Origin of the sequence: Salinicola lusitanus (assembly GCF_038648475.1) — a bacterium.
Classification (GTDB): domain Bacteria; phylum Pseudomonadota; class Gammaproteobacteria; order Pseudomonadales; family Halomonadaceae; genus Salinicola; species Salinicola lusitanus.
Window position 1 is genome coordinate 1,002,228 of the sequence record NZ_CP151919.1, and the last position, 17,636, is coordinate 1,019,863.

At 63.3% G+C, this 17,636-nt stretch carries 13 protein-coding genes; 5 read left to right on the top strand and 8 right to left on the bottom strand.

Annotation, left to right across the window (positions count from 1 at the left end; genetic code table 11):
• Positions 1-40: 40 nt before the first annotated feature.
• Complete coding sequence (locus AAGT95_RS04705; protein WP_110601375.1) at positions 41-1,627, bottom strand: ABC transporter substrate-binding protein; 1,587 nt, start codon at positions 1,625-1,627, stop codon at positions 41-43.
• Positions 1,628-1,847: 220 nt separating this feature from the next.
• The gene (locus tag AAGT95_RS04710) at positions 1,848-2,726 is read right to left on the bottom strand and encodes a glycine betaine ABC transporter substrate-binding protein (RefSeq protein WP_342595688.1); all 879 of its coding nucleotides are present in this window, start codon (positions 2,724-2,726) and stop codon (positions 1,848-1,850) included.
• 368 nt (positions 2,727-3,094) lie between these two features.
• Here AAGT95_RS04710 and glpD point away from each other — a divergent pair, with 368 nt between their 5' ends.
• The 3 genes from glpD to glpK all read left to right on the top strand — a co-directional run bounded on the left by glpD (position 3,095) and on the right by glpK (position 7,014).
• Positions 3,095-4,609 (top strand): glycerol-3-phosphate dehydrogenase, encoded by a 1,515-nt coding sequence (glpD, locus tag AAGT95_RS04715; RefSeq protein ID WP_342595689.1) that lies wholly within the window; start codon positions 3,095-3,097, stop codon positions 4,607-4,609.
• A gap of 100 nt (positions 4,610-4,709) precedes the next feature.
• The gene (locus AAGT95_RS04720) at positions 4,710-5,438 is read left to right on the top strand and encodes an MIP/aquaporin family protein (protein ID WP_198655655.1); all 729 of its coding nucleotides are present in this window, start codon (positions 4,710-4,712) and stop codon (positions 5,436-5,438) included.
• Positions 5,439-5,508: 70 nt separating this feature from the next.
• Positions 5,509-7,014, top strand: coding sequence for a glycerol kinase GlpK (gene glpK, locus AAGT95_RS04725; protein ID WP_110601379.1), 1,506 nt, complete (start codon positions 5,509-5,511; stop codon positions 7,012-7,014).
• Positions 7,015-7,187: 173 nt separating this feature from the next.
• Here glpK and AAGT95_RS04730 read toward each other — a convergent pair whose 3' ends face one another.
• From AAGT95_RS04730 to AAGT95_RS04740, 3 genes are all read right to left on the bottom strand, one after another.
• Positions 7,188-8,960 (bottom strand): GMC family oxidoreductase, encoded by a 1,773-nt coding sequence (locus tag AAGT95_RS04730; RefSeq protein WP_240612398.1) that lies wholly within the window; start codon positions 8,958-8,960, stop codon positions 7,188-7,190.
• Positions 8,961-8,971: 11 nt separating this feature from the next.
• Positions 8,972-10,333: a cytochrome c gene (locus AAGT95_RS04735; RefSeq protein WP_342595690.1), complete on the bottom strand. Its 1,362-nt coding sequence runs from the start codon at positions 10,331-10,333 to the stop codon at positions 8,972-8,974.
• Between the two features lie 64 nt (positions 10,334-10,397).
• Positions 10,398-11,123: a gluconate 2-dehydrogenase subunit 3 family protein gene (locus tag AAGT95_RS04740; protein WP_342595691.1), complete on the bottom strand. Its 726-nt coding sequence runs from the start codon at positions 11,121-11,123 to the stop codon at positions 10,398-10,400.
• Positions 11,124-11,537: 414 nt separating this feature from the next.
• Here AAGT95_RS04740 and AAGT95_RS04745 point away from each other — a divergent pair, with 414 nt between their 5' ends.
• On the top strand, positions 11,538-13,733 hold the full coding sequence (locus AAGT95_RS04745) for an OsmC domain/YcaO domain-containing protein (RefSeq protein ID WP_342595692.1): 2,196 nt from the start codon (positions 11,538-11,540) through the stop codon (positions 13,731-13,733).
• Between the two features lie 17 nt (positions 13,734-13,750).
• On the opposite strand, the gene AAGT95_RS04750 is transcribed toward AAGT95_RS04745, so the two are convergent.
• Positions 13,751-14,149 carry a GFA family protein gene (locus AAGT95_RS04750; protein ID WP_342595693.1) on the bottom strand — a complete coding sequence of 133 codons (399 nt, stop codon included), beginning with the start codon at positions 14,147-14,149 and terminating at the stop codon, positions 13,751-13,753.
• Between the two features lie 185 nt (positions 14,150-14,334).
• Between AAGT95_RS04750 and AAGT95_RS04755 the strand changes: the two genes are divergently transcribed.
• Complete coding sequence (locus tag AAGT95_RS04755; protein WP_342595694.1) at positions 14,335-15,918, top strand: alkaline phosphatase D family protein; 1,584 nt, start codon at positions 14,335-14,337, stop codon at positions 15,916-15,918.
• A 25-nt stretch (positions 15,919-15,943) separates the two neighbouring features.
• Here AAGT95_RS04755 and AAGT95_RS04760 read toward each other — a convergent pair whose 3' ends face one another.
• On the bottom strand, positions 15,944-17,359 hold the full coding sequence (locus AAGT95_RS04760) for an FAD-binding oxidoreductase (protein ID WP_342595695.1): 1,416 nt from the start codon (positions 17,357-17,359) through the stop codon (positions 15,944-15,946).
• A 51-nt stretch (positions 17,360-17,410) separates the two neighbouring features.
• Complete coding sequence (locus AAGT95_RS04765; RefSeq protein WP_342595696.1) at positions 17,411-17,548, bottom strand: hypothetical protein; 138 nt, start codon at positions 17,546-17,548, stop codon at positions 17,411-17,413.
• Between the last annotated feature and the right edge of the window lie 88 nt (positions 17,549-17,636).

Here is a 17,636-nt window from a genome sequence, read left to right on the forward strand (position 1 = left end):
GCGGCTGTCAGGGCCGCCCCGCGTCTTCGCTAGGAGAGAATCACTCGATGTCGACGCCTTCGAAGCTATGGCCGCCGAGCGGATCGATCTTGTAGCCGGTCACTTCCTTGCGAAGCGGCATGAAGACCGTGGAGTGGGCCAGGGTGTCCCACGGCGCCTGCTCCTTGAAGATCTCCTGGGCCTGCTCGTAGAGCTTGGCGCGCTCTTCCTGGCTATCCAGGGTGCGAGCTTTCTGGATCAGCTCGTCGAACGGCTGATAGCACCACTGGGAACGGTTGGCACCGCCGACACCGTCACAGCCGAGCAGCACGCCCAGGAAGTTGTCCGGATCGCCATTGTCGCCCGTCCAGCCGAGGATGACCGCACCGTCACGGTCGACGTCCGAGGAGCGCTTCAGGTACTCGCCCCATTCGTAGGTGACGATCTGCGCATCGACGCCGACTTTCGACAGGTCCGACTGCATCAGCTCGGCGGTCCGTCGCGCGTTGGGCATGTACGGACGCTGAACCGGCATCGCCCAGATGTTCATCTTCAGATTCTCGACCCCCGCATCCTTCAACATCTGCTCGGCTTTCTCGGGGTCGTACGGATCATCCTGGATGGCGTCGTTGTAGCCCCACATGGACGGCGGGATCGGGTTCTTGGCCACCTGACCGGCGCCCTGGAACACCGCATCGATGATCGCCTGCTTGTTGATCGCCATGTTCAGCGCCTTGCGCACTTCCGGCTTGTCGAACGGTGCCATCTGGGTGTTGTAGGCCAGATACGCCACGTTGAGACCGGCTTCCTCGAGCACGTTGATGTCAGCGTTCTGCTGCATCGCCTGGACGTCGGACGGATTCGGGAACGGCATCACCTGGCACTCGCCGGCCATCAGCTTCTGGTAACGCACCTGGGCATCGGAGGTGATCGCGAAGACCAGGTTGTCGATCGGCTGCTTGCCGCGGAAGTAGTCCGGGTTGGCCTGGTAGCGGATCGCTGCGTCTTCACGATAGTTGACGAACTGGAACGGACCGGTACCGATCGGCTGCTGGTTGGCCAGCTCCGGCTTGCCCTCGTCGAGCAGCTGCTGCTCGTACTCCTTGGAGTGGATCGAGGCAAAGTCCATCGCCAGGTTGGCCACGAACGGTGCGTTGGGCTCGGTCAGCACGAACTTCACGGTGTGGTCGTCGACCTTGTCGATCGACTCGATCAGATCACCCATCGACATCGCGTTGAAGTACTCGAAACTGCCGTTGGCCAGCTTGTAATACGGGTTGTTCTCGTCCATCTGACGCTCGAACGTCCAGATCACGTCGTCGGCGTTGAGCGGTCGGCTGGGAGTGAAGAAGTCGGTGGTCTGGAACTTGACGTCGTCGCGCAGGTGGAAGGTCACTTCCAGGCCGTCGTCCGACACGTCCCAGCTCTCGGCGATGGCCGGTTCGACTTCGGTGGTACCCGGCTTGAACTGCACCAGGCGGTTGTAGATCGTCTTGCTCGACGCGTCGAAGGTGGTGCCAGCCGTGTAGAGCGAGGGATCGAACCCCTCCGGCGAGCCTTCGGAGCAGTAGACCAGCGTCTTGGCCATGACCGGGGTCGCGCCCATCATCATGGCGGCAATGCCAGCCGCAAGCAGCGTCTTCTTCATTATCCATCTCCTGCACAGCTATCGCTGTTCTTGTGATATCGGCTTGTGGCCGCTTGTCGTTGTAATGCCGGCCTGTCAGACAGCCGGCAATCGGCACAGACTAGAGCGTGAAGTAGCGTTTAATCAATTGTCCAATAGCGTGAGAAGAGGTGGTTGCAGCGAGGGGGCATTCAGTCTAAGTGACCCCATCGGACATCGCCGGGAGCGTGTGGCCGAAAGCCTAAGGCTGAATTCGCTCGCCAGCGGCCAGCCATTCATCGACCTGGTCCCGGTTCTCTTCGAGCCAGATCCGTGCTCCAGCCACCGGGTCGCCTCGAGATTCGATCTCCGACATCAGCGTGCCGAGGCTTTGGTCGCTCATGTGCCAGACATCGAGCACCGCGGTCAGCCAGGGGTCGTCCTCGGCGAAGCCCTGGCGCGAGAACCAGTAGATGGTGTCGCCGTCTCCATAGACGTTTTGCGGGTCTGCCAGATACTTCAGATCGTAGTCGGCGAACGCCCAATGCGGATTCCACAGCGTCACCACGATCGGCGTTTCGTCCCGATAGGCGCTGTCGAGCGCGGACATCATCGCCGGCTCCGAGCTGTTGACCTGCGCCAGCGGTAGATCGTAGGTCTCGATGGCCTCGTCGGTCATCCCGGCGATGGCGGAACCCGGATCGATACCCAGGATCGTCGGTCTACCCTGATATTCGAACTCGTCGGCGTGTTTTGCCAGCTCCGGAATGGTGTCGATATCGACGTAGCTCGGCACGACCAGGCCCAGTCCGGTCTTGTCGTACCAGGCAGCGTGAACCTCGAGCGTGTCCTTGTAGGGTGCGAGAAATTCCTTGTCGGTATGCGGCAGCCATATCTCCAGCGACAGGTCGATGTCAGCGGCGGCCATCCCAGCGTAAAGCGCGCTCTTGCCGACGGCTGACAGCTCGACGTCGTAGCCGTGGTTCTCCAGCACCAGCTTCCACAGGTTGGCGACAGCGACGTTCTCCGCCCAGTTGTTGGTGCCGATGGTCAGTGTCTTTTCCTGCGCTAAGGCGTGAATCGGTGAGAGGGACACCGCAGTGAACACCGTGGCTGCCAACGGGCAAAGCATCTTTCTCATAACTGGAACCCTCTGTTTTTATGTCATTCAAGAAAAAATCGTTATGAGTATCGCTTAAAGCGCATGATCTTTCAGCTTTGGATCTGCGCTTTAGCACCCGGCTGACTTTAAAGTTTCAGAAGGAGGCGGCACCCCAAACGGGCCGCCATGTTCCGATACGAAACGCAAATATTCGTAAATCGTGTTTCAAACATTCATTGACGAACATTGCTGGTCGCGGCAATACAAGACACATTTATTTGATTTATCTTTATATTTTCAGACCCGCATCCGGGGATGTCGGATCGTCTACGACTTTCTGCCTAGTTCATAATGTTCGATTTCGCGCCACAATGATCTAAACCGAACACACATGAGCAGATCCGAACATGGCCAACGAAAGCTACGATCTGATTGTCATCGGCGGCGGCATCAACGGCGCCGGCATCGCTCGGGATGCCGTGGGCCGCGGCCTTTCGGTGCTGCTGGTCGAGGCCGATGATCTTGCCAGCCATACCTCGTCGGCCTCCACCAAGCTGATTCACGGCGGCCTGCGCTATCTGGAGCAGTACGAGTTCAAGCTCGTGGCCAAGGCGCTATCCGAGCGGGAAGTCCTGCTCAAGATGGCGCCCCATATCATCTGGCCGATGCGCTTCGTGCTCCCCCATCAGAAGCACCTGCGCCCGGCGTGGATGATCCGTATCGGACTGTTTCTCTATGACCATCTCGGCGGGAAACAGACCCTGGCAAACTCCCACGGCATCAAGTTCGCCGACCATCCGGCCGGGGTGCCGTTGAAAGCGGCGTTCACCAAGGGCTTTGCCTACTCCGATGCCTGGGTCCAGGATGCCCGCCTGGTGGTGCTCAACTGCATGGACGCGGCCGCTCGCGGCGCGCGGATCATGACCCGCACCCGGGCCGAGACGGCGACACGCAGCGCCGACGGTTGGCAGGTGACGCTCAAGACGAGCGACGGCGAGACCAGCGAGGTGCACGCGCGCGGGCTGGTCAACGCGGCAGGCCCCTGGGCGGTGCGCTTCCTGGACGATATCGCCGCCCAGAACCACCCCTACTCGCTGCGTCTGATCAAGGGCAGCCACATCGTGGTCGAGCGCCTGTTCGACCACGACTACGCCTATATCTTCCAGCAGCCGGATGGCCGCATCGTCTTCGCCATTCCCTACGAGCGCGACTTCACCCTGGTCGGCACGACCGATGTCGAACACTCGGGGGCGCCGGGCAAGGTGGCGATCGAGCCGGACGAAATCGCCTACCTCTGCGAGGCCATCAACCGCTACTTCGAGCGCTCGATCAGTGCCGACGACGTGGTCTGGAGCTACTCCGGCGTGCGCCCGCTGCTCGACGATCACGAGGACAACGCCAGCGAGATCACCCGCGACTACCGCATCCAGCTCGACACGGCCGGTGGCGCGCCACTGCTCAACGTCTTTGGCGGCAAGCTGACGACCTATCGACGCCTGGCCGAGGATGCCGTCGACCAGCTGGCGCCGACGCTCGGCCGGCGTGAGAAGTCCTGGACCCACGACGGTCATCCGCTGCCCGGCGGCGATGACGCCAATCCCCAGCAGCTCGTCGCGGCGCTGCAGACCCGCTACCCCTTCGTGCCCTCGTCGATGGCGACGCGTCTGGTGTTCAACTACGGCACCCGAGCGCTGACGATCCTGGGCAAGGCCGAGCGTCTGACCGATCTCGGCGAACACTTCGGCGCCGATCTCCACGCCGCCGAGGTCGATTACCTGTGCGCGCACGAATGGGCCCGGACCGCGGAAGACATCCTCTGGCGTCGCTCCAAGCTCGGCCTGCGTCTCGACCAGCGCGAGCAGCGCCGGCTCGCCGATTACCTGGGCTGCCCGTCTCTGGCGGCGGCGGCAGGAGAAACATAGCCGACGAACGCACCACGCCTCGACAGCCGATCGAGCCATCGACGTGACGCAGGCCACCGGGGCCATGCCGGCCGGAACATCACTGACAGTAAGGAAGACCATGGGAGTCATAGAAACGATAGTGCTGCATGAGATCGCCGGTACGGCCTGCATGACGCTGCTCGGCTGCGGCGTGGTCGCCAACGTTCTGCTCAAGAAGACCGGCGGTCACAATGGCGGCCCGCTGCTGATCTTCTTCGGCTGGGGACTCGCGGTCTACTGCGGCGTGTGGATCGCGTTCGATACCGGCGCTCATCTCAATCCGGCCATCACGCTCGCGCTGTGGCTGGGGCCGGCCACCGAGTACGCGGACGGCATTCCCATCACCCTGAACAATACGCTGGCCTACTTCACTGGCGAGTTCGTGGGTGCCTGGCTGGGTGCGGTGCTCTGCTACCTTTGTTACAAGAAGCAGTACGACGATACCGAGGACGCCACCACCATCCTGGCCACCTTTTCGACCATTCCCACGATCCGGTCGCGTTTCTGGAACTGCGTGACCGAAGCCATCGGGACCTTCGTGCTGGTGTTCGTCATCATCATGTTCGGCCACACGCCCAACGGCCTGGGGCCACTGGCCGTGGCACTGCTGGTGGTCGCCATCGGCGCCTCGCTGGGCGGGCCCACGGGCTACGCGATCAACCCCGCCCGGGACATGGGGCCGCGTTTGGCCCACGCCATGTTGCCGATCCGGAGCAAGGGTTCCAACGACTGGGGTTACGCCTGGGTGCCGTTCGTCGGCCCGATCATCGGCAGCAGCCTCGCGGCACTCGCTGCCACGGTCTATTGAGCGGCAGCGGGCGATTCAGAGACACGTCGACTCCTCATTCAGGACTCACCATTCAGAAGGATAGTTTCTCATGAGTGACAAGAAATACGTTCTGGCCATCGATCAAGGCACCACCAGCTCGCGCGCCATGCTGTTCGATCACGACGGCAAGATCGCGGGCGTCGCCCAGCGCGAGTTCGAGCAGATCTTTCCGCGTCCGGGCTGGGTCGAGCACAACCCCCGCGACATCATGACCAGCGTGTTGACCACGCTGACCGAAGTGATCAACAACACCCAGGTGGATGTCGAGGAGATCGCCGGCATCGGCATCACCAATCAGCGTGAAACCACGGTGATCTGGGACAAGCACACCGGCCAGCCGGTCTACAACGCCATCGTCTGGCAATCGCGGCACTCGGCCGAAATCTGTGACGAGCTGCGCGACGCCGGTCATGCCGACAGGGTCCGCGACAAGACCGGCCTGGTGATCGATGCCTACTTCTCGGGCACCAAGATCAAGTGGATCTTCGACAACGTCGACGGCGTCAAGGAGAAGGCCGAGAAGGGCGACCTGCTGTTCGGCACCATGGACTCCTGGCTGATCTGGAACCTGACCGGCGGCGCCGTGCATGTCACCGACGTGACCAACGCCTCGCGCACGCTGCTGTTCAACATCCGCGAGCGCCGCTGGGACCCGGAGCTGCTCGAGCTGTTCGGGGTGCCGGAATCGATGCTGCCCGAGGTCAAGTCCTCCAGCGAAGTCTACGGCCACGTGCTGCCGAAGTTCTTCTTCGGCACGAAGCTGCCGATCGCCGGTATCGCCGGCGACCAGCAGGCGGCGCTGTTCGGTCAGGCCTGCTTCAAGCCCGGCATGGCCAAGAACACCTACGGCACCGGCTGCTTCACGCTCATGAATACCGGCAACGAGGCCACGCAATCGGACAATGGGCTGTTGACGACCATCGCCTGGGAGATCGACGGCGAGGTCGAATATGCCCTGGAAGGATCGATATTCGTGGCCGGCTCGGTGGTCCAGTGGCTGCGTGACGGGCTGCGCATGCTCGGCAAGTCATCGGATTCCGAGGCCTACGCCGAGCGCGCCGGCAGCAACGACGGCGTCTATCTGGTACCGGCCTTCACCGGTCTCGGCGCGCCCTACTGGAACTCCAATGTGCGAGGGGCGATGTTCGGCCTGTCGCGCGGTACCAGCAAGGAGCAGTTCATCCGCGCCGCCATCGAATCGATGGCCTACCAGACCGCGGACGTGCTCGCGGCGATGCAGGCCGACGCGGGTATCGACCTGACCGAACTGCGCGCCGACGGTGGCGCCATCGCCAACAACTTCCTGGCCCAGTTCCAGGCCGACATCCTCGGGGTCGATGTCCTGCGCAGCGAGATCAGCGAGACCACGGCGCTCGGCGCGGCCTATCTTGCCGGACTGGCGCTGGGGTTCTGGGAGTCCCGCGAGCAGATCTCCGCGCAGTGGGCGATCGAACGCCGCTTCGAACCCGTCATGGGCCAAGATCGACGCGACGAGCTGTATGGCGGCTGGAAACGGGCGGTGCAGGCCACCATGGCGTTCCAGGTCGCCTCTTAGGCACGTTCGCATCCCGCGACTCCGCCTTGCGAAACACCAGGCCCGAGCCCCACGTCGTTGAGGCTCGGGCCTTTTAGGTCAAGCTCGTCACCTTCCCGTACATCGTGGCGAAGCGCCAGCCTCGAGCATCCGCCATCCCCCTTCGGCACGCCACCGGCGGTGCGGGCACACGCTCAGCTTCTGGACATCAGTGGTCCTGGATTGGCGAGATAGCTCTCGCGGATCTTGCGCACGGACCAGAACGTCAATGCCGCTACCGTCCCCGTGGGGTTGTGCATCATGTTCTGCGGGAAGTTGCTCGCCCCCATCACGAACAGGTTGTGCGCATCCCAGTGTTGCAGGTAGCGGTTGACCACCGAGGTTTGCGGATCGGTGCCCATCACTGCGCCACCGGTAAGGTGGGTGGATTGATAGTGGGATGGGTCGAACTGATCGCCGACCTTGTGGAAGCTTTCGGTGTGATAGTCCGGCCCCAGCTCGTCGACGATCTCGCGAATCCGATCGGCCATGAACATGGTCATGCGCATGTCGTTCTCTTTCCAGTCGTAGGTCATGCGCAACAGCGGATCGCCATGGGGGTCCCGATAGTTGGGATCGAGATCCAGATAGCAGTCGCGATAGGCCATGTTGGAACCCGTGGTGCCGATCATCATGTGATGACCATATTCGCGCTGGGCATTGCGCTTCCACTCGCTGCCCCAACTCGGAGAGCCTGGTGGGACCCGGGTACCCCCGATGGCACCACCTGGCCCCTGGGTCGTGTAGATGTACGAACCACCGATGAAGCCGTGCTGCTCGGTGTCGAAGGCGTCTGGGGCGAAGTCATCGATCACCTGACCGCTCCCACCCGCGCTGATGAACGGGTTGAACTGGTGCCGTTCGAAATACATGTCGACCGAACCGGTGATCTGATAGGTGAAGTTACGACCTACCACACCGGTATTGCTAATCGGGTCGTACGGCTGCCCGATGCCGGAGAGCAGCAACAGGCGCACGTTGGAAAGCGTGAACGAGCACAGGAAAACCATCTTCGCCGGCTGGAACACCTCGTTGCCATCGCCATCGATATAGGTCACGCCGGTGACGGTCTGGCCATCGCCGGCCTTGTTGATCCGGCGTACATCGCACTGAGTGCGATAGCTGAAATTGTCACGCCGCTTGAGCGCGTCCAGCACACAGGTCTGCGGCGACGCCTTGGAATAATTGAGGCAACCGTAATTGCTGCAGAAACCGCAGAAGTTACAGGGCCCCAACTGCATGCCATAGGGGTTGGTGTACGCCTGGGAGACGTTCGCCGAGGGATACGGGTATGGGTGCCAGCCCAGAGACTGGGTCGCCTCGGTGAACAGGGTATCGGTCAGCGTGCGCGGTAACGGCGGCAGCGGAAAGGGGTTGCTGCGCGGCCCCTCGAAGGGATTACCACCATCGATGATCTCGCCGTTGAGGTTGCCTGCCTGGCCGGAAAGGCCGGCGATACGTTCGAAGAGGTCAAAGTGCGGCTCGAGCTCGTCGTAGGTAACGCCATAGTCCTGCATCACCATGTTTTCCGGCAGGAACCCCGGCGAAAAGGTAGCGTCGGCAAAGCTCTTCATGGAGAGTTCGGTCGGCGTCGCGCGGTAGAGCACACCGGTCCAGTGGGCACCGCAGCCACCCACGCCATTACCGGGATGAAAGGTGGTCCATTGGCGCTGCGGCAGCGCCGTTTCGCCACCGTTGCGACGAATGGTAACGCCGTCTGTCCGCGGGCTCTGCATCATGCCAAGGCGCACGCCGTACTTCAGTTCGTCGGCGGGCTTGGGATAGAGAAAATCTTCCTTGGTACGATCGGCGCCGCGTTCGAGGGCAACGACGTCGAGGCCGGCGTCGGTCATCTCCATGCCGATCAGCGACCCGGTCCATCCGAGCCCGATGATCACGACATCGACTGGCTGTTTGTTGATGGGCACGTTGGTTACTCCTATTCGCTGGCGTTCGGCTCGGCGTAGACCGGGTCGGGTTGGCTGCTATGGGTCTCTTCGGGGTCAAGCTCGCTTCTCACGGCAGCGACCTGGTCGGCGGAAACGCCGGGGGCCTGGTTACCCCAGCCCTGCCGCAGGAAGGTCGCGAGATTGGCGACCTCTTCGTCGCTCATGCGCCAGGCGAAACCGGGCATCATCAAGCGCTCCGGGGCCTTGGGCGTCGAGGGAAGCTCAGCGCCAGCGAGGATGGTGTGGATCAGGCCGCTGGGATCGTCGGCATTGATCAGGGAGTTGCCGACCAGCGATGGGAATACACGAGGCGCGCCCTTGCCATTGGCAAAGTGACAGGCATTGCAGCTATTGAGATAGAGTTCGGCGCCCTCGGAGAGATCGGTCGCGCCAGTGAGCTGCCGCTCGGTGTCGCTATCGGCGGTGGCATCGAAGGCATGCTGGGTATCGCTCTCGACCGATGGCAGCGTCTTGAGATAGGCCGCTATCGCTTGAAGATCGTCGTCGGACAGATGCGAGGTACTGTGCTCGATGACACTGGTCATCTCGCCGCCCACCGCGGCGTGGGCATTACGTCCCGTCGCCAGATATTCGACGATCTCCTCCTCGCTCCAGTCGGAGATCCCCATGCCGGCGACACCGTCTCCACCACGCAGGGCCGGGGCCAGCCAACCATTCAGATTGGCGCCGGACAGAAAGTCGCTGTCGCTGTCGTCGAGTGCCTTGGATTGGTACGCAAGCCCGCGCGGCGTATGGCAGCTGCCGCAGTGACCCAGCCCCTCGACCAGATAGCGACCACGAGCCACCGGGTCTTCCCCACCGGGGGCAGCTGCCGTGGTCGGTTCATCGGTGAAGAACCAATCCCATAGAGCGATGCCCCAACGCTGATTGAAAGGGAAGCTCAGATCGGTTTTCGTCGGTTGCTCGGAGACCGGCTCGACGCCGTGCATGAAGTAGGCGTAGAGCGCATCGATATCCTCATCGGAGACTTTGGCGTAAGCCGGGTAAGGCATGGCCGGATACAGGTTGGCGCCATCGGCGCGCACACCCTGGCGCACCGCCGCGGCGAACTGATCGCGGCTGTAGTTGCCGATGCCGTGGTCCTTGTCGGGGGTGATGTTGGTCGAATAAATCGCCCCAAACGGGCTGTCGATCGCCAGCCCCCCGGCGAACGGCGTACCACCGGGTGCAGTGTGACAAGCGACGCAGTCACCCGCTCGGGCGAGATAGGCGCCCCGCTCGATCTGGGCGTCATCCGAACTGCCGTGCTCCTGGGCGACAGCTGGCAGCGCGACCGAGACGAGCCCCATCGCCAGCATGCCAACCGAGACCTGGCTCCATGAACGACTCATGGGAGATTCCTTATCCTGAATGTGTCGGGAAACGCCGTGCTCTTCAACAGCGTCAGGTAGCGGCTCATCCCCGCTCGCCGGAAAGGCTGACCGGCCCAAGCGGATAGGGTCGATCGTACTGATCGACCCACTCGCGGAAACTGGCACGCGCGCCCGTGAAACCCAGCATCTTCCAGCCGCCCATGTGCTTGTTGCCGCCGTACTGCGGATCGGCGAAATAACCTTCCTTGGTGTTCTTGAGCAGAAAGGAAAAGAACGTGGCGCTCGGCAGTTCGCGCCCCTGCTGCGGCGCGAAGTGAATGTCACCGTTTTCCAGACCGCTCAGCACCTCGATCTGACGCTTGGCGTCCAGCTCGGAGAAGTCGGCCTGATAGGTGTCCTGACAATACCTGCGGGTGGCAGCGATGCCGTAGCGATAGAGCTCCGCCGGGGTGAATGGCAGTTGGTAGCCGAACGCGGCTGGCGCCCCCTTCGGGAAAGGACCTTCCATGTACCAGTTATCGGCGCTGCCGTATTCGCTCCCGAGCTGCAGGTCGAGAAAGATGGGGACGTTGGTGCCCAGAGCGCCGGCGCCGGTCTCGTCTTCAGGGATCAGGCGATCGGTGGCCGCCAGGATGAACTGCCACTCCTCGGTGGAGAAAAAAGTCGGCGTGTAGTCATCGATATGCGGCGGTGCCTCATCGGCGCCCGCTGTCGCGATCAGGCCAACGCCAGTTCCCATCGCAGGCAGCATCAGCAACGAGCCCTTCAGCAGGGCACGCCTACCGGGCTGGAAATCATTCTTCGGCATAATCTTTGGCCATCCTCGACTGTCACGGGAGTCGGTATTATTACGTAACATCACGCCTTTAGAGACGTGAGCCATATCGGCCTGCAAGCCAGGTAGGTGTCGAACGTCACCAACCTGAGGGCCCGAAGCGCCAGTTATCAATCAGGTTTCACAGCGGAAAAGCGAGCTCCCATGCCGCTGTCAGGGCGACATGGACTCAAATCACAATGGCTGAACCAGCTCCGCCGAGCAAGTGAGCGTTTCAACGGCGCCGCAGCCCAAGGTAATATAGCAACGTAATTATGGCACAAAACGATAGCAGCCTATATACCGATGCTCATCAGGCCAAGACGCCACCGGTTGAAATCCGGATAATGGCCGGCATTCGCCCCGGCCGACGCTCGGGCCACGCCATTCAGCAACCCGGTCCGCCCCATGGAAATCAAGGTCAACTATCTCGACAACCTGCGCCAGGAAGCCAAGTTCGACGACTTCACGGTGATCACCGACCAGCCGATCCGCTACAAGGGTGACGGCTCGGCGCCGGGGCCGTTCGACTACTTCCTCGCCTCCACGGTGCTCTGCGCGGCCTACTTCGTACGGGTCTACTGCAACGCCCGCGAGATCCCCACCGAGAACATCCGGCTGTCGCAGAACAACATCGTCGACCCGGAGAACCGCTACAACCAGATCTTCCGCATCCAGATCGAGCTGCCGGCGGACATCTCCGACAAGGACCGCACCGGCATTCTGCGCTCGATCGAGCGCTGCTCGGTCAAGCGGGTGATCCAGAACAACCCGGAGTTCCAGATCGAGGCGGTGGAGAACATCGACGAGAACGCCCAGGCGCTGCTGATGGGCGGCTCGCTCGACAAGGACGGCGAGAGCCAGGAGACCTGGATCGAAGGCAAGGACCTGCCGCTGGAGCGTACCATCGCCAACATGACGGGCATCCTCGAGGCGCTCGGCATGAAGATCGAGATCGCCTCCTGGCGCAATATCGTGCCCCACGTCTGGTCGCTGCACATTCGCGACGCCGCTTCGCCGATGTGCTTCACCAACGGCAAGGGCGCGACCAAGGAGGCCGCACTGTGCTCGGCGCTGGGCGAGTTCATCGAGCGCCTCTCCTGCAACTTCTTCTACAACGATCAGTTCTTCGGCAGCGAGATCGCCGCCAGCGAGTTCGTCCACTATCCGAACGAGCGCTGGTTCCAGCCGGGGCCGGACGACGCGCTGCCCAGCGAGATTCTCGACGACCACTGCCGCGCGATCTTCGATCCGGACGGCGAACTCCGAGGCTCGCATCTGTATGACACCAACTCCGGGCGCACCGACCGCGGCATCGTCTCGCTGCCGTTTCAGCGCCACTCGGACGGCGAGACGGTATGGTTCCCCTCCAACCTGATCGAGAACCTCTATCTCAGCAATGGCATGAGCGCGGGCAACACCCTTGCCGAAGCGCAGGTGCAGTGTCTCTCCGAGATCTTCGAGCGGGCGGTGAAGCGCCAGATCATCGAGCAGGAGATCGCGCTACCGGACGTCCCCGAGGCGGTGCTGGCGCAGTACCCGACGATTCTCGAAGGCGTGCAGGCGCTGGAAGCCCAGGGCTTCCCGGTGCTGGTCAAGGATGCCTCCCTTGGCGGGCGCTTCCCGGTCGCCTGCGTCACCTTGATGAACCCGCGTACCGGTGGCGTATTCGCCTCCTTCGGCGCGCATCCCAGCCTTCAGGTCGCCATCGAACGCAGCCTCACCGAGCTGCTGCAGGGGCGCAGCTTCGAAGGCATGAACGACCTGCCGCCGCCCACCTTCAACGCCCAGGCGGTGAGTGAACCCAACAACTTCGTCGAGCACTTCATCGACTCGTCCGGCGTGGTGTCGTGGCGCTTCTTCAGCGCCACGGCGGACGTCGACTTCGTCGAGTGGGACTTCTCCGGTACCAACGACGAGGAGGCCGAGCGCCTGTTCGCGATTCTCGACGACGAGGGGCTGGAGGCCTATGTCGCCACCTTCGAGGATCTCGGCGCCCCGGTGTGCCGCATCCTGGTGCCCGGCTACTCCGAGGTCTATCCGGTCGAGGATCTGGTGTGGGACAACACCAACATGGCGCTGGCCTTCCGCGAGGATATTCTCGCCCTGCACCGCCTCGACGAGGCGCAACTGACCGACCTGCTCGAGCGTCTGGAGGAGAGCGAGCTCGACGAGCAGATGAAGATCGTCACCCTGATCGGCATCGAGTTCGACGACAACACCATCTGGTCGGAGCTGACCATCGCCGAGCTGAAGCTGCTGATCCAGCTGGCGCTGGGCCGCCTCGAGGACGCCCTGGACGGCGCGCAGATGTTCTTGCAGTTCAACGACAACACCGTCGACCGCGGACTCTTCTATCAGGCGCTGTCGGCGGTGCTCGAGATCGCCCTGGACGACGATCTCGAGCTCGACGACTACCGCCACAACCTGACCCGCATGTTCGGCGAGGCGAAGATGGCGGACGCCATCGGCGCGGTGGAGGGCTCGGTGCGCTTCCCCGGGCTGACACCGACCAGCCTCGAGCTCGACGGTATCGAGCGCCACCAGCGCCTGCTCGAGAGCTACCGCAAGCTGCACGCCTGGCGGGCCGCCCGGGCGCGCTGAGCGGCGCCACCCGGCCATCACCGGTCGGCGGGGTGATTCACGCCATCGCCGACCGGGATCGGTCCGGGCAGGTCGAACGGATCGACGCCTTCCAGGCAGGCGATGTTGTAGCCGTACTGTTCCGGGTTGGAACGTCGCTGATGATGCGTGTAGATACCGCAGTTGCCGCAGAAGTAGTGCTGTGCGGTCATGGTGTTGAACTGGTAGCGGCGCAGGGTCTCCTCTCCGCTGACGATACGCAGTCCCGCCAGCGGCACGCTCGCCACGATCGCACCGCGGCGTCGACACATCGAGCAGTTGCAGCGACACGGATCGACCACGCCGTCGGGTAGTTCGAGTTCGAGCACCACCGCACCGCAGTGGCAGACTGCACGGTGGCGTGGCTGGATATCGGTATTGCCGATCCGCTTGATCATCTGTCCCCTCCCCTGCGCTCCCGCTTTCCGTCGCCGCCCTCTGCAGCATAGCGCCGCCCCGCCAACCTTCACCATCACCCCTCCGGTTACGTCTCTTCACATCTCTCTACCTCCGCTTCATGCAAGCGTCACGGGACGACGCTAGCCTGCCGGTCATCGATGACGAGCCCTCGAGGAGACGAGACATGACGACACCGCCGAAGCCTTTCACGCGACGCGACTTGCTGGTCGCCAGCGGCCACGCCGGGCTCGGCCTGGCGGGCATCGCTCTTCTCGGCGCCCCGGCGATCGTGCTGGCCGAGGGCCGACGCCCGACGGTGGAAGGCGGCGTGATGAGCGGCGACGTGCTGACGGATCGCGCCATGCTGTGGGGCAAGGCAAGCCAGCCGTCGCGAATGCTGATCGAAGTCGCCGACAACCCGGAGTTCCGTGGTGCGCGCCAGTTGCCCGGAGTCGAGGTGCTGCCCAGCACCGACCTGATCGGCAAGCTCGACGCGACCGGGCTGACAGGCATGGACACCGTCCACTACCGGGTGCGATTCGCGGCCTTGGGAGATCCACGGGCGATCAGCGAACCCGTGGTCGGGCGGTTGCGATTGCCGGCTTCCCAACCGAGAGACATTCGCTTCGTCTGGTCCGGCGACGTGGTCGGCCAGGGCTGGGGCATCGATGAATCCCGCGGTGGCATGCGCACCTGGGAAACGATGCGCCAGGTCCGGCCGGATTTCTTCATCCACTCCGGCGACACGGTCTACGCCGACGGGCCGCTGGAAGCGCAGACCGAGCTTCCCGATGGTGGCATCTGGCGCAATATCGTCACGCCGGCCAAGCAGAAGGTCGCCGAGACGCTGGACGAATATCGCGGCCAGCACGCCTACAACCATCTCGATGCCAACTTCCGCCGCTTTGCCGCCGAAGTGCCGATGCTGGCCCAGTGGGACGATCACGAGACGACCAACAACTGGTATCCGCAGGAGATCCTCGACAACGACCGGTACACGGAAAAGAACGTCGCGCTGCTCGCCGCCCGCGGCCGGCAGGCGTTTCTCGAGTACATGCCGATCCGCCTGCCCGCTTCCGCCCCGCAACGGATCTACCGACGGTTCTCCTACGGCCCGGGGATGGAAGTCTTCATGCTCGACATGCGCAGCTATCGCGGCCCCAACAGCGCCAACCTGCAAGACGAGGAGTCCTCGGCCACCGCGTTCCTGGGTGAAAACCAGTTCCGCTGGCTGCGGCAAGCGCTGAACGACTCCAACGCGACCTGGAAGATCATCGCCGCCGACATGCCGATCGGCATGGTGGTCCCGGATGGCGATCAGTTCGAAGCGATCGCCAACCGTGATCCCGGCCAGCCTCTTGGCCGCGAGCTGGAGATCGCGCGGTTGCTCCAGGCCATTCGCGACGATGATATTGCCAACGTGGTCTGGTTCACCGCCGACGTGCACTACACCGCCGCGCATCACTACGCCCCGGAGCGCGCCAGCTTCAAGGCGTTCAAACCGTTCTGGGAGTTCGTCAGCGGCCCGCTTCACGCCGGCACCTTCGGCCCCAGCGAGATGGACGCCACCTTCGGCCCGGAGGTGACCTTCTTCAAGGCCCCGCCCGAGGGCCAGTCCAACCTGCCGCCCTCGGCGGGCTACCAGTTCTTCGGCCAGGCCGACCTGGATGGCGAGAGCGAGACACTGACTATTCGGCTGAAAGACAGCGACGGCAGGACGCTGCACACCCAGGTGCTGGAGCCCGAGCCCCGTTCCGCCAACGCCTGAGGAGGGCTGGCGGTCGGCACCGAGGTCACACCAGCTTGCCCGGATTCATGATGCCGAGCGGGTCGAGGGCGGCCTTGATCGCGCGCATCACCGCCCACCCTTCACCGTGTTCGGCTTCCATGTAGGCACGCTTGCCGGTGCCGATACCGTGCTCGCCGGTACAGGTGCCGCCGGCGGCCAGGGCACGTTCGATCAGGCGCCGGTTGAATGCCGCCAGTGTCTCGAGTTCTTGTTCGCTATGGCGATCCACCGCGACGACCAGATGAAAGTTGCCATCGCCAACATGGCCGAGCAGCGGCGCGATCAGGCCACTCTCGGCGACATCCGCCTGGGTCGCTTCGATGCACTCGGCGAGCTGCGAGATCGGCACGCAGATATCGGTCGCGAGAAACTCCATCCCCGGGCGCAGTGCCTTGGCCGCGTAAGCGGCATCGTGACGCGCCTGCCACAGCGCCTGACGCTCCTCCTCCTTCGTCGCCCAGGCGAAATCGCTGCCGCCGAACTCCTGGCACAGTTCCAGCATCGTCTCGGCCTGCTCCTTCACCCCGGCGTGGGTGCCGTGGAACTCCAGGAACAGCGTCGGCTTCTCGGCGTAGTCGAATCCGGAGAAGCGGTTGACCGCCTGCATCGCCAGCGCATCCATCAGCTCGATGCGCGCCATGGGGATGCCGTACTGGATCGAAGCGATCACCGCGTTGACCGCGCCGGCGACATCCTCGAACGCCACCGTCGCCGACGAGATCGCCTCCGGCAGCCCGTGCAGCTTGACGTTGAGTTCGGTGATGATGCCCAGCGTGCCCTCGGCACCGATCATCAGATGGGTCAGATCGTAGCCGGCGGCGGACTTGCGGGCCCGCGTCCCGGTCTTGACGATACGCCCGTCCGGCATCACCACGGTCATCGACAGCACATTGTCGCGAATCGTGCCGTAGCGCACGGTATTGGTGCCGCTGGCCCGGGTCGACGCCATGCCACCCATGCTGGCATCCGCGCCCGGGTCGACGGAGAAGAACAGTCCCGTGGCGCGTAGATGGGTGTTGAGCTGAGTGCGAGTCACCCCGGGCTGGACGGTGGCGTCCATGTCTTCCGACCGAACTTCGAGAATGGCGTTCATGGCGGAAAGATCGACGCTGAGTCCGCCGTGTTCGGCGATGATCTGGCCTTCGATGGAGGTACCCACCCCGTAGGGGATCACCGGTACCCGGTGGCGAGCGCAGGCCGTGACGACCGCAGCCACCTCTTCGCTGGTGTGGGGGAAACAGACCGCATCCGGCGCGGCCGGATGGTGCCAGGACTCGTCGTGGCCGTGCTGCTCGCGAATGCCCGCCGCCGTGGTGATCCGGTCGCCGAGGATCGGCCCGAGCTCGGCGATCAGCGCTCGAAGTGCATCGGCAGTGGGACGTGAAGGTCGTTCGGCAGGATGTGCAGCGACGGAAGACATGAAAGACACCTCGAGTGGACCAGTAAGGCTTGACCGTGAGCAAGCTATCGATCACCCCAGCATACCCGATTCCGCTCGCGCTGCGGTCACCGCCGGTACCGCCAGGGTCAGTTGGCGACGGTCTCCCTGACGGCATCGGCAGTCGGCGCGCTCGACCAGGCGGCTCCGGGTGACGGCCGTTCGGCTCACTCCAAGGCCCTCGGGAAAGCACGGGCAATATCCGGGAATCTGCGCGATATTCGTTAAACTGGCTGATCGACCTCTCGAGATGGCAAAT